The sequence below is a fragment of the Mesorhizobium sp. ORM8.1 genome, assembly GCF_053005525.2.
On record NZ_CM132600.1, the window covers coordinates 5911097 to 5925953 of the forward strand.

The window sequence follows — 14857 nt, forward strand, 5'->3', positions numbered from 1 at the left end:
TCGGATTTGCTAAGCCGATTGAAAGTGCGATTACCGAATCGGTTTGAAACCGCTTCGTCGGCTCTGCCTGCTAGACCCGACAGTTTTTGAAAAACCCCGGAGAACGCGCAGCAAGCAACCAGCATCATGGCCCCAGGTCAAAGGTAATTCGAGCGCTGAGCCGCGCAAATCGGCGCAGACGACGGTGAAATGCCGCGCCGGGCTGGGCGCCAAGTCGCGCCATATCAGATGCGTCTCGAGGCCGGGCCCGTTGCCGGCGCGGCGGACGAAGATCCTTGCTTCGCCGGTATCGATCTCGCGGCTTTCGAACTCCTCGAACATTACTTGCCTCTCAGGTGGCTGGAGCGGACAGCTCAGGCCGCCTCAACTCCAGGCAGAATTCGATGTCAGCGACGCTTCGATAATCTGGTCTCGCTTTTCGTCAAGTACCTTCACCGTGATTGACAGATGCCTGCCGCCCGGCATCTCGTCGCGAGCGACGTCATGCAGAATGCGCAACGCCTCCATTCCGGCGCGGTCGCGGTTGGCAAAAGCTGGCCTCCGTGTCCTCCTGGCTGTTATCGGCGTCGTGCAGGTCGAAGTAGAGCGCGGATCACCCTGACGGGAATCGGCGTCGCGGCGGCACGCCGGCTAGGCAATGCGGCCGAGAGGCTGCCTATCGCTTCTCATCGCAGCCCTCACGCTGATTCCGGCGCTGCCGGCTGCGGCCCAGGCCGCCCAGCAGCCCGAGGATCAGCAGACGCAGAACTGTCAGGCCAAGCCCGCGGCCAACGACCAGCAGCAAAAACAGAAGCAGCAGGCCGAAACGGACGAATTGTCGAAGCAGCTCGGCAATTGCGGTGGCGTGCTGAAGCCGCCTCCGACCGGCGACCAGAACGCGAAGACCCCACCGCCGGCCAGCAGCGACATGCCAGGTGAGGTGCCGCCGCAGACCGGTCAATGAGGCCCGCATCTTCGACGATAAGGGTTAGTGCTTGCGCGCCTTCGGCCGCCTGGACGGCCGGCAAGATCTGGGCCTCGCGTACCATTTGCAATGCCTCGTCGCGGGTCAGGCCGCGTTTGCGGGCAAAGTAGAGGCCCGTTCACGAGAGGAACCATCGCGCCGGCACCGGGTTGTGCTCAGCGGGCCGCGTCAGTCGGACCTAGTGGCAACGAGAATAGCGCTGATTTCTCCGGCATCCCACCCTGGCCGACGAAAAAGGCAGTCGAGCTCTGTCTCACCCGGCCCGCTCCGTATTCGGCGTGGGGCAAAGCAAATGGCAGAGCAGACGCAATCTACCAAAGCCAATATCGAGCCGCGCAAGGGCATGCCGAGCCCGCGGCTCGGCGAGAGCGAGTTCAAGCAGCGCTACCGCAAGCTGTTCTACGATCCGGCTTTCGAGCCGGAAGCGGATGCCATCGGCAGGTTGGCCGAAATCGCATGGCAGGCCTATAGCGAGGAACGCAAGAGCCCGGTGACCCGGAGGGCTGGGCAAGGTTTCCACGATCCCGGCTACGATCTTTCGGTCGAATGGATCGCCGCCCATGAAGCGGTCGACGCGGCGCAGCGCCGCCACGAAGACAAGGCCGCACCCTCGCGCATCCTGATCATCAACGGCTCTTCGCGCAGCGAGCATACTTGCCCGGGCGAGATGTCGAAGAGCTTCCGCCTGGTCGAGCTGGCGCGCCGCGCCATCGGGCAAAAGCCCGGCTTTTCGGTCGAGGTGCTCGACCTCTCGCGGCTCGCCTCTGAATATGGCCGCAGGATCTATCCCTGCAAGGCTTGCTTCTCGACCGCGGCGGCGCTCTGCCACTGGCCGTGCTCCTGCTTTCCCAACCACTCGCTCAGCCAGGTGCAGGACTGGATGAATGACATCTACCCGCTCTGGGTCGAAGCGCATGGCGTGATGATCGTCACGCCCGTCAACTGGTATCAGACGTCGTCGCCGATCAAGCTGATGATGGACCGCCTGGTCTGCGCCGACGGCGGCAATCCCGACCCTTCGCTGACGCAGGGCAAGGACGCTGCCCTTGCCAAAAAGGCCGAGCTCGCCGGCTGGGACTACCCGCGCCATCTCGCCGGCCGGCTGTTCTCGGTCGTCGTCCATGGCGACACGGAAGGCGCGGCAAATGTGCGGCACGCCCTTGCCGATTGGCTACGCTCAATGAAGCTCGATCCGGTCGGCGAGGCCGGCGAGCTCGACCGCTACATCGGCTATTGGAAGCCCTATGCCACCAGCCATGACGAACTCGACGCCGACAGCGATATCCAGGCCGAAGTGAAGAACGCCGCGCTGGCCTTGGCGGATGCAGTGGCCAAGCGCCGGGCAAGGGAGTTCCCAGCCATCGGCGCCGGGCTTGAGGATCCGCGTCCGAAATAGGTGAGGCGACGATGCTGGACTGGGTTCGCGAAGGCTGGGTGCTCTTGCGGGAAAGCGTCAGCGGCTACGTCGGCGACAATGCGTTAAGCCACGGCGCGGCGATCGCGTTCTATGCCACGACGTCGCTCGCGCCGATCCTTCTCATCGTGGTGGCGATCGCCGGTTTCGTCATCGGCAATGATGCTGCCCAGATCGCGCTCTCGGCCGAGATATCCGGCATGATGGGGCCGCAAAGTGCTGACCTGCTGAAGGCAACGATCGAGAGCGCCGCGCATCGCTGGTCAAGCACGCTTGCCACGCTCATCGGACTGGTGACGCTTTTCGTTACCGCCTCCGGAGTCTTCGGTGAGATGCAGCAGTCGCTCAACGAAATCTGGAAGGTGAAGCCCAATGGGGTTTCACTGTCGCGCCTGGTGCGGGCGAGGGCGGCGAGCCTCGGTCTCGTAGCGGCGCTCGGCTTCCTGCTGCTCGTGTCGCTCGCGGCGAGCACGGCCATCGCCGCGCTCGGTGAAGTCATCAACCGCAGCCTGCCCTTCGGGGAACTGATCGTGAGCTCCATCAACACGGTCGTTTCCTTCGTGCTGATCGCGCTGCTCTTTGCCGCGATCTACAAGATCCTGCCGGACCGTACGCTCAAATGGCGCGACGTCGGCATCGGCGCGGTGGTCACGGCGCTGCTCTTCACCATCGGCAAGTCGCTGATCGGCTGGTATATCGGCACCAGCGCCATCGCCACCTCCTACGGCGCGGCGGGTGCGCTGATGGTGGTGCTGGTCTGGATCTATTATTCGGCGCAGATTTTCCTCTTCGGCGCCGAGATCACGCGCGCATATTCGGTGCGGCGCGGCAGCCGGCGCGATCTCGCGCAGGCGGTGGCCGCCGACCCGGATGAAGCGACCGCCGCCGCATTGCCGGTGCGCGGAGCCTCGGGCACGGAAGTCGCGGTATGGATTGTCCTGTCCAGCCTCCTCACCGTGCTGATGTCGCAAACCGGAAGGAAACAAAGAGGAGCCGACCCGCCGCGTGATACAAGACCTCGTTCGCTGCGAGACTAACTTACCGCTCCTCGCGGCGCTTTTCGATTTCGTAGGATAGCCAGCGGCAGAACATGCCTGTCACAGAGGTCGCGGCGCCACTGAGCAGACAGGCAGTCAGCAACGGGTTCTGCGATGCGCTCGACCAACTGACGATGGCGAGCAGCATCACGCTGCCGGTGGAGATCAGATAGCCTATGCCTTTGAGCAGATGGAGCGATGCTCTCGTCATCGGTAGCCCTTTTCGAACATTGAACTGTCGGCTCGCGCTGAAGTTCCATGGCCGATGGGCTCGGGAAGGCAAGACTTGCGAGGCCTGCCTTCCCGGTTGGTCAGCGCCAGGGTCGAAGTTTCTAGGCTGCTTCCGCTGCGACATTGACTGCGGATTCGGCAAGCTCGGTCAGCGCGGCGTCGGTTTCCTTCTCCTCGACCAGGGTCTTGTCGAGCAAGGTGACGGCCTCGGTGAGGCCAAGCTCCTGCGCCCAGGTACGGAGCGTGCCGTAGCGCGAGATCTCGTAATGCTCGACCGCCTGGGCGGCAGCCAGCAGGCCGGCATCGAGCGACGGCGATCCCTTATACTCGTCCATGATCTCGGCGCCTTCCTTGGTGATGCCCATGATGGCATCGCAGGTCTTGCCGACCGGCTTCTTGTCGATCACCTCGAACACCTCTTCGAGGCGCGCCACATGTTCCTCGGTCTGTTCGCGATGTTTCTCGAATGCCATCTTCAGCGCATCGTCCTGTGCCGCCTTGGCCATCTTGGGCAAGGTGGCGAGTATCTTCTTTTCCACGAAGTAAATGTCTTTCAACGTGTCATGAAAGAGGTCGTTGAGGCTCTTGTTCGAGGCCGCTTTCGTCGTCGCCATAATTGCATCTCCTGAATGGATGGATCAGCACCAACAGAGATAGCCGCTACTTGTTCCGGAAAGAATTTTTGCGACGGCCAGCCGGAAACACTCAATTGCTATTGACTGGGCAATGAAAAGGGCACCGCCCCGGCGCTAAGGCGACGGCGCGGTCCTTTTACCAAAAACACTGTGCGGCGAGGCCGAGCGACGAGGCCGCCATTACCAATGTCGATAGCCAGCCGAGGCTGCGCAGCCAGCCTTGGACCGGAAATTCCCCCATGATGTCCTTGCGCGAAGCCATCAGCATCATGACGGTCATGACTGGGACCGCGCAGATGCCGTTGATCACGGCGCTCCAGTAAAGCGCCTCGATCGGGTCGATCGGGGTAAGTGTGATGCCGGTCCCCAGGGCGGCTGCACCGGCAAGTGTCGAGTAAAATGCCGCTGCCTGCTTCGGTTTTCGCTGCAGCCCGACCGGCCAGCGCATCGCTTCGCCGACGGCGAAAGCCGCCGAGCCCGCCAGCACCGGCACTGCCAGAAGTCCGGTGCCGATGATCCCCGCCGAGAAGATGATGAAGGCGAACTTTCCGGCCACGGGTTCCAGTGCCTTTGCCGCGTCGGTGGACGAAGCGATCTTCGTCACACCCGCCTTTTGAAGCGTCGCGGCCGTGGTGAGGATGATCGCCAGAGCGATCAAGTTCGAAAAGGCCATTCCAACCAGTGTGTCGGCGCGTATGCGCTGGAAAGCCCCGGCAGCTTGCCAAGGAGCCCAGCGCAGCGGCTTGGCGGTTGGCTTGAGCTCCTCCTCTTCAACCTCCTGCGAGGCCTGCCAGAAGAAAAGATAGGGCGAGATGGTCGTGCCAAGGATTGCGAGCAGCGTGGTGAAGAAGGCGCCGCTCCATTCAATGTGGGGAATGAACAGTCCTTTCGCCGCATCGGCCCAGGGCACATTTGCCGCGAACATGGCAATGACGTAGGCAAACAGGCTCAAAGTGGTCCATTTGAGCACTCTCACGTAATGGGTGTAGTCGAGGAAGACGATCGCGCCGATACAGATGATTGCGAACGCGATGACATAGAGCGGGCGCGGCCCGCCAATGAGCAGTTTCAACGCATCCGCCATTGCGCTGAGATCGGCGCCGATGTTGATCACGTTGGCGACGAACAGAAACATCACGACAAGATAAAGCAGCGGGGCCGGATAGTGCCGGCTGAGATTGCCGGAGATTCCCTTGCCCGTGGTGCGGCCGGTGCGAGCGGCGATCTCCTGAACCGCCGCCATCAGCGGGAAGGTGAACAGCATGACCCAGCCGATATTCAAACCGAGTTGGGCACCCGCCTGGCTGTAAGTTCCGATGCCGGACGGGTCGTCGTCGGAAGCGCCGGTAATAAAGCCCGGCCCAATCGTGCGAAGGAATCGTTGGAAAGGGCCCTTTGCCAGCGTGTTGCTTTGTTCCCGCTCCATCTGCGAACCGACTTCGGTCATTGCCCACTGTTCCCTATCCGCTCACTGGCGAAAGCCACGGCTGTCGAGGCGTGAGCGACAATCGGCGCGAGTTGGACGACAGTATGGGGACGGTTGTCTCGCATTAAATGAGATATTGCTAATGAGCGCATGGGATAATGGAGAAAAAGGAGATCGGTTCCACGGTAACCATCACCTTCACGGGAATGGCACCCCTCATCCACATTTGTTTATGTCAGCCGGCCCGAGTTCGAGCCAGCTAAACCCAGAAGTCCAGGATTTCGTCTGCCGGTGCGACCTCCACGTGATGCGAATATCTTTCGGTGAACAGTCTCACGATGCCGTCATAAGCTTCGTCCGACGTGCTGCAGATCGCATCTTCGGTCAGCACCGTACGGAACCCGAAATCGATGGCTCCGAGCAGCGCAGAACGCACATATCGGCCTCCCCCACTGACGATTACGGTTCCTATTCCGTTGCGAGTGCGCGACCTAAGGTTCCGTCGAACCGGCGAGTAAACCGGCTTATCGAATTGTCGCGCCGGCGGGACAAAGCTCTTCAACTCGGGCGCCAGTTCGATAATGTGTCCGCACCTTCATTCTGGAGCGTCATTTCCGCCCAGAGTTCGTAGTAGTTTGCGCCACTGGCCGTGACCGTCTCTTGGGCGCATCGCCGGAATGAAGCGCGTGAATATCGTCGGCGGCGGCCTGCTCTGCGGAAGCTGTATAATCTTTAGCAGGCTTTGTGGAAACCACCCGACCGCCCACGGACCGGGAGGCATGAACATGCGCTGCATATCGACACAGATATGCACGGCGTTTGCGGGGATCGGGCCTAAGACAGACATCGGGCGTTCAGCGGGCGAATTTTCGCTTGAAGGATTTCATTCCCTTCGCCAGTGAGGCTCTTGCCTGGGCAGCGTTCTGCCAGCCCTTCAGCTTGATTTTCTTGCCGGTGCCCAACACAGAAGAAAGGAAGAATTGCTCTATTTCGCGGCGGAGATCCTCGGGCACGTCGGCCGACGCCACGGATTCATCTGGCGCGTCTTCCTTGTGAGGGCAGAAAATATATCTGTCGTTGCGAACCTTCGAACCGTCCGGATCACGTTGCTTTATCCTGAGCGCGCCCAAGAGGTCGCATTTGATGACGACGCCCGGGGCGGCGGCGGCCTGGTGGATGACAAGCCCGTCCAGCGGATCGCCATCGTCTCCCAGCGTCGATGGCACGAAGCCCCAGTCGTAGGGATAGGTGTTGCCTACGGGAAGGGGGCGGGAATATTCGAACACGCCCGTCCCCGGGTCATAGGCGAGCTTCGCGGCCGAACCCCGCGGCGTTTCAACGACCACACGGAACAGGTTACGAGAGGTTGCAGGAAGCGTCAGGTAATTAGCCATTGCAAACCGGAAGCCGGACCAGGTTATCATTGCGCAAAGTGAACTTCGCGATGACCTGAATGTTCCATGGCGAAGGGGACGACCGGTGAATCGCGCAATCCGAAAGGTAGCGTCTCAGTCTGAATTTTAGCTGGTTCGAACCTACCGTTAGACCAGCAACGAAGTGGCCGGCGCTAAACCTAGCGCGGCTCGCACGTCACGCTGAGATAGGTCGAGTCGAACAGCTACCTGCTGCAGCGATTCGTTGAAAACATGTTCGATAAAAAGTCCGCTAATTTTGACCCCGCCGTGGCAAAGGCGGGGCCACAACAGTCGTCACTCAATTTTGGCGTCACCGGATGCCTAGGAAGCCAAGTATGGCAGGAAGATGACGATTGCTCCTACGAGCCATTCATGCCGCGCGTAAATGCCGCCTCATCACCGTCGGAAAACTGGCGGCTCAGCAACCTGGCGAGACCTTCGTTGGGAGTTCGATCGTGGGGCCATTTTTACGCGGTCCTGCCTACTGCGAAATAGGGTGCGTTCGGACTTGTTCCAGCGCCCAATCGTGATCGAGGAGATCGAGGCGGAGACAGGCGGCCGCCCTGCGCATCCCTGACCGGCCTCACGCGAAGAAGGGCGCTGGCTAACCCCTTCTTCGCTGGAGCCGGCTGCTACCAGCCCTGCATGCTGTACCAATCGTCGACGTCGCGGCGCACGCGGTCCTTCTCAAGGCCGTAGCGTTCCTGAATCTTTCCTTCGAGTTGATCGCGCTTTCCCGCGATGCGGTCGAGATCATCGTCTGTCAGCTTGCCCCACTGTTCCTTGACCTTGCCCTTCACCTGCTTCCAATTGCCTTCGACGCGGTTCCAATCCATTTGTCGGACCTCCTGTTGGACCTAAAGGCTAACGGCAACGGCTGTCGGAGGTTCCTGTCGAAAAGCTTTTGCCTGACATGCGGCCCGAACTCCGGCGTCATGCCGATCGCCGACCGGACCCGGGTTCAGACCCGAGCAGGCCCGCCTCGGCCGTCCCTCTCCGGGGGCTTTCCTTGTGACAAGGCCGGAAGATTGTGCTCCGCGACGCAGCCAGAATCGCTGAAGAAGTCCGTCGCGGACAGAAGACCGGCCGACCCTACATCGAACATTTGCGACGCGTCAGGGCCCGACGCCAGATACCGGCAGTTCATTGTTGACGACGGTACTGGAGGGGGCGCGTGAATTAGTCAAGCACCGACGAGGAATTCGAGACTGTCAATCGGATGCTTGCGCCTCACGCGCGCACCCTCAGCCTCGACACTTTCTCCGTTGCCTGGATGACGCGCATCTTTCCTGATCTTTTTTGCGCCTCGATTGGCGAGGTCGATACCCCTTTTCCAATGCGCCCGCCACTACGGCATCTTACGAATATGTATTCCAGCGGAAATGCGCGGGAAAGATGAATGGCTCATTGCTTCGAGGAGAATGGAGTTATCTCAATGAACAGGATTGCTGAACCTTCTGGATTGCATACGCGCTGGTTCTAGGCGCGGCCTTTGCAGCCGTCGCGGTACTGATCGTTGCCATCGTTTGCTTTTTGGCGCTCGTGCTTCCTGTCGCGATGCGGAGGGTTCATCGTCATCACCGCTGTTGCGGCGATGTCGTTTATCCCTCCACTCGAAAAGGCTCGGCTGATCGGTCCCGTATTGCTCCGACCATAGAGACGACCTACACCGTCGTTGGGCGATCGTAGCCCTGTGAGTGTGTCTGCGGCTGCAACGATGGCCGCTGCCGCCATGGCGCCGGATACGTTTCGCACACTGCCGCATCGAACTGCGTTCTGGGCATCGCCCGCAATTAAAAAGCAACAATGAATGTTGGATGAAAAAGCCCAGGAGCCGCTTGCAATACCGTTGGTTCCACAGATTGACAGATGCGGCGGAAACGATGGCTTCGCGTTCCAAGGCGCGGCTGGCTGGCAAGCGGCACCACCACGTGCATCGGTCGTCGAGACACTCGATGGCATAGGCACCATTGGCCTGCACAACTTTATTGCGCAACAGTTTTCCATGCCGGAGGGCATGTGCGGGCGTGCGACCGGGGCAATCATGGGCCTGATAAATCACCTGCCCAACAGGCGAGCCATCGAACTGTTGGACATCGGCGAGCGGGATGACGTCCTTGAAATAGGATTTGGGCCGGGTTGGGCGCTCAAGAAAATGGCCAGACTTGCGCCCAGCGGTACGATTACAGGGGTGGATCGGTCGCCGACGATGGTTCGTCAAGCCCAGATTCGAAATCAAGCCGCAATTCAAGACGGAAAGCTGAAACTGATCCAGGGCACCTTCGAGCGGCTGCCAGTGGAAAGCGCCTCAATGGACAAGGTTCTGGCCGTCAACGTGATCTACTTCTGCTCGCCGACCGGAACCGCCTTGGCGGAAGCCCACAGGGTTCTGCGTCCAGGCGGAACAATGTCGATCTACGCGACAGATTGCTCTTCAATGAAGAGGTTGCAATTCGTTGGCCCCGAAACCCGACAAACGTTTGATCTAAAAGGACTTGAGGATTTCCTCGGCAAAAGCGCATTTGCGTCGGATCAAATCGATGTTCAAATGATTTGGTTGCCCTTCGGCTTTCGCGGCCTGGTGGCGCGACTGTGCAAGCGGTGACGTGGTGCGCAGGGTGTACGGCGCGCCAACTGACCATCCTCGAAGCACCACCTGCGTGGCCGATGCCAACCACAATGACGACAGCGATTGCCGCCACTACTGGGCCCAAGAGCGCGCGGATCCCATCGCCAACACCGACCGGTGCCAAACAGTTCTGACCGAGGGCCAAGCAGCAGCCGGAGGTTTGACCGGCATGGACATCCCGACCAAGCCGGGTACGCTGAAAAGCTGCGCTGCTCCGCGGAGGGCCAATGCCCAATAACGCGCGATTGGGACTGCTGGTCGCCGGTGCCTTCGCAGCCATTGCCGGCGGGGTTGGGTACTGTGTCCTCGGCGAACATCGATCACACCAGCAAGGAAAGGAAGCGACGTCGCAGCAGCTGGTGGACAAAGCGCTGCGGCAAGGGTGCCTCGATGACTTGAACGCCACGTCTTCCATCCTGCCGAGCCACTCGTATGAAGTCGCGAACTGCCTCCGAATGGGGTATTTAAGCGAGGCCGAGGTGAAAAGTCGGGAGCGTTATCTTGGCATCCCGCTCCGTTAGACGCAGGAAATCTTGGTCCGGCAAACCGATGCCGCTATGCCGGGTCTACAACAGTAGAAACGAGCTTGTATCGAGAGCGATCCAGTGACACCGGTAGACTTGATCCAACGCTAGCGTAGGGTAGGCGAAACGATGCCAAACAAGTTCGTAATGATCATTCGTCATGCCGAAAGCCGATCCCAGGCGGTCCGGACCTCGGGGTCACCGAACAGGGCGAAAGTGATCCCGCACCACTGACGGTGCGCGGCTGGCATCGCGCGGGAGGCCTTTGCCGATTTTTTTACGAGCCGCCTCTACCTCTGGGCAGACCTGCATCAATTGTTGCGTCGGGCATGATCAAAAGAGATGATTCCGGCACTCGGAGCAAGCGGCCCAGCCAGACAATCACTCCACTGGCAAGGCGCCTTGGCGTTGAACCGGATGTCAGTCATTCAAAGGGCCAAGAGCAGTTAGCGGCGGATGCCATCCGCACAGCCCAATCACCGGTGTTGGTTAGCTGGCAACACGAGTCTATTCCTGCTCTGACAGCTGCACTTGTCGGTGACACAGGGATCGCTCCGCAATCATGGCCCGATGATGATTTCGACAGTATCTGGGTACTCGAAGCAGACGAGGCAAATGTCTGGTCTTTCTCGCGAGAACGCCAGGCACTGCTGGATGATGATTACACTGGTTAATTGAGTTGAGTGTCTGCTTTAGGTCAGACAGCGGAACGGCAGCTTCTAAACACATCATCCTGTAAGCTGACGGAGCGCTTTCGGCCCCAATGCGGCCGTTCTGCCAGCATGGCTCCGAACCTTCGAAAACGAGGTTGGCTACAGTCGACTGTCTTGCGTCACGGGAGCCTGCGAAACGATACGGGAAGCTTTCTGATTTTAGCCCACGAAAAACGTAACGAAATCAATGCCTGTAAGACGCCCTCCGGGCCTACCAAATTATTACATATCAATGCCTTGTGCTTAATTCCTCGAGTTTGAACTAAGCGTTGTTCGATATGTCGTCGATTTTTGTAAGAAATGGTTTTGGCGTTATTCGTCAATTTGCTCCTTCACGTTGATGGCACTCGTCACACGTAGCTCATGACTCGCGGCTTCGAAAGACCTTCCAGAAACCGGTGCGGTAATCGGCGGCTACGACGTGCAAATGGGCGGGTTCTAACCTCGGTCGTGGACGCCCCTGGACGGATGCCGCCCTCGAGTGGCCGAAAATCATCAGGCCTTCGTCCAGAGTGCCAAGCCCTCTTGAGATCATCGTGCTCGAAGGCGGTCGCCATACGGTTGATTTAGGCCGGTCGTGCGCCGACGGCCTTGGCGACATCGCGCCAGGTCGGTGGCAGCGCCGATGGTGCGACCATCGTCTTCGTTCATCTTTAGCACCATCCGTGTCCCGTTGATGTCACGTCACAGACGGTGGTGTCGAATTGGCCGTTCGATCGGATCGTGATCATCGTCAGCACGTCAGCTTTGTTGCAATCACATCGCCGAATCGAGATGGTGGCATCATTCAGGTGCTAAAAATCTGGATTTATCCCTCGCTCGAATGAAACATTTGTCTCCGATATCCCGTATCTAAGAAATACTGGATCGACCAATATGTTGCATGAAGCCAAGGGAGACAGTGTCGTGAATCTGAGCGAAGACGAAGCGCGCCTTGCGGAACGCTATCGCTTTCTCTGTGGCCAAAACGATCAATCTTCAAGGCACGGCACCATGGCACTGACCGGCTTGCTTGCAAGTGGTGTATTTGTCGTCTCCGCGATATTCTTTGGTGGCGGAGAACAGGGTGACCCTCTCTTCATATTCGGTGTTGGCGTATGTTGTCTTGTTGGTGCTGGAAGCCTGTGGTTCCACGGGCGCCAGGCCGAGAAGCGGCGCTGGCGGGAAATGAGATCAATCATTCACAAGTTTCGAAGCCAAGGACTTGGCGTCCAATTCAACGGTCAAGTGCATCGACTGCTTAGATAGCTGTGGAATAGCACATGCTCGGTTAGGGCGATTTGGTCGTGTCCCCACAGGTGGTGTAGCTCGGCGGTAGTGAAGCCGCTCGCGAGTGCGCCGTTAGTCGCGCTGTAGCGAGCGAGCGGCTTTGCGGTGGTCATCGGCGCTTTCCGGTAGGGTTTGGTTGTTGACGCCAACCCAATTCGGAAGGACCACCGATGACCGACGACATGATGAACCTGCGCACGCTCGTGGAGAAGACCCCGGATGCCGATCTCCTGCGCGAGATGATCGGCTTTGCCGCCGAGCGGCTGATGGAAATGGAGGTTGGGGCCGCCACCGGCGCCGCCTATGGCGAGAAGAACCCGTTGCGCACGGCCCAGCGCAACGGCTATCGCGAGCGCGACTGGGAGACGCGCGCCGGCACCGTCGAGCTGCGCATCCCGAAGCTCAGGAAGGGCAGCTATTTCCCCGGTTTCCTCGAACCGCGCCGCATGGCCGAGAAGGCGCTGACCGCCGTCATCCAGGAGGCCTACGTCCAGGGTATCTCGACCCGCTCGGTTGACGACCTGGTCAAGGCCATGGGGATGAGCGGCATTTCGAAGAGCCAGGTCTCGCGGCTGTGCGAGGAGATCGACGGCAAGGTCAAAGCGTTCCTTGAAAGACCCATCGAGGGCGACTGGCCCTATCTGTGGATCGACGCCACCTACCTGAAGGTGCGCCGCGGCGGCCGCATCGTCTCGGTCGCCGTCATCATTGCCGTCGGCGTCAACGCGGACGGCCGGCGCGAGGTGCTGGGCATGGAGATTGGCACCTCGGAGGCCGAGCCGATCTGGACGGAGTTCCTGCGCAAGCTGACCCGCCGCGGCCTGCGCGGCGTCAAGCTCGTCGTCTCCGATGCCCATGAAGGCATCAAGGCGGCCGTCACCAAGGTGCTGTGCGCGACATGGCAGCGCTGCCGCGTCCACTTCATGAGGAACGTGCTGGCCCATGCCGGCAAGAGCGGCCGCAGGGTCGTCTCCGCTTTCATCGCCACCGCCTTCGCCCAGGAAACGCCCGAGGCCGCAAGCGTGCAATGGCGCGCCGTCGCCGACCAGATCCGGCCGAAGGTGCCGAAGTTGGCGACAATCATGGACGACGCCGAGCCCGACGTGCTGGCCTACATGACCTTCCCGAAAGAACACCGCGCCAAGCTGCACTCGACCAATCCGATCGAGCGTCTCAACGGCGAGATCAAGCGGCGCACCGAGGTCGTCGGAATCTTCCCGAACGACGATGCGATCGTGCGTCTGGTCGGCGCAATCCTGCTCGAACAGAACGATGAATGGGCAGTGCAGCGGGCCAGATATATGACTCTGGAAACGATCAGCCAGATGAGCGATGATCCCCTGATCAGCTTGCCAGCCGTGGCGCGCTGATCAGCCCGGCCCATGCCGGAGAGCACGGCGACCAATGCCGTCAGCTACACCACTCCCCGGGACACGATCGGCGATTTCGCCAGGTGGCTACCGCGCCGTGTTATGCTCTTGGAAAGCTGAGCGAAGGCTGAGCGCATCTGCACTGGTGCTGCCCAATTTGGTGTCCCCGTCCTGCGATCCCCACGCATACGCAAAGTCGAATACAGGAGCGGGCGAGTATATGGCCCAACGTGCGAATATCTGGTTCGCCTGGTCCGGTGTCGGTAGTACATAGACATCCGCAGTGACGCCGGTTCGGGTTGTCCACTTGCCACCGCCGAAAGCCTGGAACACCGGCACAATTCTGTCGAGCGGGATGCCCGCGGCAACGGCTGCCTCGACCGTTCTGTCGATGAAATCCAAGTCGAAAACCGTGCCGCGCACGGGATAAGGGTCAAGACCGAAAAGGTCGATCCCCGTGTTGGCGGGATTGAAGGTGTTCATGAAAACAGGGGCGTCGAACGATCCCATGTCCATGAGAGTAACAAACGTCAGCGCCCCTGGAACATTGGCCTTGATCCAGTCGGCTTCGGCCTTGAGAGTCGCCGGACTGACTGCTGGAGAATGGTATTTGCCGGTGATGTCCGGCTCATCACAGAGACGAAAACCGAACAGCCGTGGGTTGCCGATAAATGGCTTCACCTTGGCGATGAAGCTCTGCGTCACTCCGCTGGATTCGTTTAGCCATATCAGCCCCTTCATCCCGGGAGGCAAGGCATTGAGTTGCTCGACATATTGTACGTCGGCGAGGTTGAAACCTGCGGCCGCGATCGCAGCGCCGGAGCCACCGGAGGTGTAGTGAAGGGTTCTTTCGCGCGCTTCCGCGGACAGTGCCGACTGGCCGTAAAGCACGAGCAATGCCGATACGCACAGGCTGCCCATGCGTGTGAGCTTGGGTGACGAAGTTGTTGGCGCGATGGGTTTCGAATTGATGGGTTGCGTGGGTCGGAAGGCTGCGGAATACCTGCAGATTGAGCTCAGCGACATGTTTCAGCTATCCGGCAAAATTCGTCCCGCATCGCTCTCTTTGTAGTTTGTATAAAGAAATCCGGCTTCATCTGTTCGGCCGATGGGCTGACGGGTATCGCTCAAGCGATAGCTAAAGTCTGTCCCTCGAACAGCGTTCGACATCGGGACCATGATCCGGCGTCGGAATAAATATGATGATGCTCGTTCGAATGAACGACCAGC

At 59.9% G+C, this 14857-nt stretch carries 17 protein-coding genes; 8 read left to right on the forward strand and 9 right to left on the reverse strand.

The window, feature by feature from the left end; translation table 11 throughout:
- Positions 1-30: 30 nt before the first annotated feature.
- Both ACVDG8_RS29685 and ACVDG8_RS29690 read right to left on the reverse strand, forming a co-directional pair.
- Complete coding sequence (locus ACVDG8_RS29685) at positions 31-321, reverse strand: alpha/beta fold hydrolase (RefSeq protein WP_447251624.1); 291 nt, start codon at positions 319-321, stop codon at positions 31-33.
- Positions 322-363: 42 nt separating this feature from the next.
- The gene (locus tag ACVDG8_RS29690; RefSeq protein WP_455707339.1) at positions 364-507 is read right to left on the reverse strand and encodes a DUF6894 family protein; all 144 of its coding nucleotides are present in this window, start codon (positions 505-507) and stop codon (positions 364-366) included.
- A 130-nt stretch (positions 508-637) separates the two neighbouring features.
- On the opposite strand from ACVDG8_RS29690, the gene ACVDG8_RS29695 reads away from it, so the two are divergent.
- The 3 genes from ACVDG8_RS29695 (at position 638) to ACVDG8_RS29705 (ending at position 3415) form a co-directional block, all read left to right on the forward strand.
- Entirely contained in the window at positions 638-943 is a 306-nt protein-coding gene (locus tag ACVDG8_RS29695; RefSeq protein ID WP_447251625.1) for a hypothetical protein, read from the forward strand.
- Positions 944-1256: 313 nt separating this feature from the next.
- Positions 1257-2360 (forward strand): flavodoxin family protein, encoded by a 1104-nt coding sequence (locus tag ACVDG8_RS29700; RefSeq protein WP_447251626.1) that lies wholly within the window; start codon positions 1257-1259, stop codon positions 2358-2360.
- A gap of 11 nt (positions 2361-2371) precedes the next feature.
- A complete protein-coding gene (locus ACVDG8_RS29705; RefSeq protein ID WP_447251627.1) occupies positions 2372-3415 on the forward strand; it encodes a YihY/virulence factor BrkB family protein in 1044 nt (347 codons plus the stop codon).
- A gap of 1 nt (position 3416) precedes the next feature.
- Here the strand turns inward: ACVDG8_RS29705 and ACVDG8_RS29710 are convergent, their stop codons facing one another.
- The 6 genes from ACVDG8_RS29710 to ACVDG8_RS29735 form a co-directional block, all read right to left on the reverse strand.
- On the reverse strand, positions 3417-3626 hold the full coding sequence (locus tag ACVDG8_RS29710) for a hypothetical protein (RefSeq protein ID WP_447251628.1): 210 nt from the start codon (positions 3624-3626) through the stop codon (positions 3417-3419).
- 121 nt (positions 3627-3747) lie between these two features.
- Positions 3748-4260 (reverse strand): YciE/YciF ferroxidase family protein, encoded by a 513-nt coding sequence (locus ACVDG8_RS29715; RefSeq protein ID WP_447251629.1) that lies wholly within the window; start codon positions 4258-4260, stop codon positions 3748-3750.
- Positions 4261-4417: 157 nt separating this feature from the next.
- Positions 4418-5728 carry an NRAMP family divalent metal transporter gene (locus ACVDG8_RS29720; RefSeq protein ID WP_447251630.1) on the reverse strand — a complete coding sequence of 437 codons (1311 nt, stop codon included), beginning with the start codon at positions 5726-5728 and terminating at the stop codon, positions 4418-4420.
- Between the two features lie 238 nt (positions 5729-5966).
- Entirely contained in the window at positions 5967-6143 is a 177-nt protein-coding gene (locus tag ACVDG8_RS29725) for a hypothetical protein (protein ID WP_447251631.1), read from the reverse strand.
- A gap of 418 nt (positions 6144-6561) precedes the next feature.
- Entirely contained in the window at positions 6562-7101 is a 540-nt protein-coding gene (locus tag ACVDG8_RS29730; protein ID WP_447251632.1) for an inorganic diphosphatase, read from the reverse strand.
- 653 nt (positions 7102-7754) lie between these two features.
- Positions 7755-7958: a CsbD family protein gene (locus ACVDG8_RS29735; protein ID WP_027162011.1), complete on the reverse strand. Its 204-nt coding sequence runs from the start codon at positions 7956-7958 to the stop codon at positions 7755-7757.
- Positions 7959-8932: 974 nt separating this feature from the next.
- Between ACVDG8_RS29735 and ACVDG8_RS29740 the strand changes: the two genes are divergently transcribed.
- From ACVDG8_RS29740 to ACVDG8_RS29760, 5 genes are all read left to right on the forward strand, one after another.
- Positions 8933-9727 (forward strand): class I SAM-dependent methyltransferase, encoded by a 795-nt coding sequence (locus tag ACVDG8_RS29740; RefSeq protein WP_447251633.1) that lies wholly within the window; start codon positions 8933-8935, stop codon positions 9725-9727.
- A 251-nt stretch (positions 9728-9978) separates the two neighbouring features.
- Positions 9979-10272, forward strand: coding sequence for a hypothetical protein (locus ACVDG8_RS29745; RefSeq protein ID WP_447251634.1), 294 nt, complete (start codon positions 9979-9981; stop codon positions 10270-10272).
- Between the two features lie 332 nt (positions 10273-10604).
- Positions 10605-10949, forward strand: a complete 345-nt coding sequence (locus ACVDG8_RS29750) for a hypothetical protein (protein ID WP_447251635.1) — start codon at positions 10605-10607, stop codon at positions 10947-10949.
- Positions 10950-11864: 915 nt separating this feature from the next.
- Positions 11865-12236 (forward strand): hypothetical protein, encoded by a 372-nt coding sequence (locus tag ACVDG8_RS29755; protein WP_447251636.1) that lies wholly within the window; start codon positions 11865-11867, stop codon positions 12234-12236.
- Between the two features lie 191 nt (positions 12237-12427).
- The gene (locus tag ACVDG8_RS29760; protein ID WP_023780675.1) at positions 12428-13627 is read left to right on the forward strand and encodes an IS256 family transposase; all 1200 of its coding nucleotides are present in this window, start codon (positions 12428-12430) and stop codon (positions 13625-13627) included.
- Positions 13628-13714: 87 nt separating this feature from the next.
- Here ACVDG8_RS29760 and ACVDG8_RS29765 read toward each other — a convergent pair whose 3' ends face one another.
- Positions 13715-14653: a hypothetical protein gene (locus tag ACVDG8_RS29765; protein ID WP_447251637.1), complete on the reverse strand. Its 939-nt coding sequence runs from the start codon at positions 14651-14653 to the stop codon at positions 13715-13717.
- Positions 14654-14857: the final 204 nt, after the last annotated feature.